Raw genomic sequence first — 1,020 nt, forward strand, 5'->3', positions numbered from 1 at the left:
GCGGGCCTCGAGCGCGTCCTCGGCCCGCTGCTGGACGATCCGGCTCTGGGGTCCCGCCGGTCCGCCGCGGTGGTGGACGTGGCCACCGGACGGACGCTCTTCGAACGCGGGGCGGGCACCGCCCTCCTCCCGGCCTCCACCACCAAGATCGCGACCGGGGTGGCGGCGCTCTCCGCCCTGGGGCCCGACCACCGGTTCACCACGCGTACCGTGCTCCAGCCCGACGGCGCCGCCGACAAGGGCGAGGACGAGCGCGGAGACGGGGACAAGGGCAAGGGCGAGGGGAGGACCACCCGGGAGCTGGTCCTGGTGGGCGGCGGAGACCCCACGCTGACGGCCCGTGAGAAGCCGGGCCGGTGGGCGAGCCTGCGGGAGCTGGCCTCCCTGACCGCCGCAGCGCTGCGGCGGCAGGGCGTCGAGGAGGTCGTCCTCCGGTACGACACCTCCCTCTTCAAGGGACCCGAGGTTCACCCGATCGGGGTCAATCCGAATATCTCTCCGGTCACCGCGCTCATGGTCGACCAGGGTCGCGCCGACGACTCGGACCACGGTCCGGCCCCGCGGGTGGCGGACCCCGCGGCACACGCCGCCGGCGTCTTCGCCGATCTGCTGGAGAAGAAGGGGATCCGGGCAGGCGCGCCCGCTCCGGGGGAGGCCGCGAAGACGGCGGACCCGGTGGCCCAGGTGCGTTCCGCCCCGCTGGCCGCGCAGGTCGAGCGGATGATGACCAACAGCGACAACGACATCGCCGAGGCGCTGGCCCGTCAGACCGCCGTGGCGGGCGGGCGGGAGGCCGGTTTCGCCGGCGGCGGCGCCGCGATCCGCGCCGAACTGAAGCGGCTGGGAGTGCCGCTGGAGGGCGTGCGGTTCGCCGACGGCAGCGGTCTGGGGCGCGGTGACCGGCTCAGCGCCCGCGCGCTCACCCGGCTGCTGACGGCGGCCGCCGACCCGGGCCGTCCCGAGCTGCGTCCCGTCCTCACCGGCATGCCGGTCGCCGGGTTCAGCGGGACGTTGAGCGCC

Annotated in this window: 1 protein-coding gene; it reads left to right on the forward strand. The window is 75.8% G+C overall.

All coding sequences use genetic code 11. The features are described from left to right. A partial coding sequence (locus HW445_RS32485; RefSeq protein WP_180224325.1) for a D-alanyl-D-alanine carboxypeptidase/D-alanyl-D-alanine-endopeptidase occupies window positions 1-1,020 on the forward strand: 1,020 nt, incomplete at both ends.

Origin of the sequence: Streptomyces sp. UH6, from assembly GCF_013421635.1 — a bacterium.
Taxonomy (GTDB): domain Bacteria; phylum Actinomycetota; class Actinomycetes; order Streptomycetales; family Streptomycetaceae; genus Streptomyces; species Streptomyces abyssomicinicus.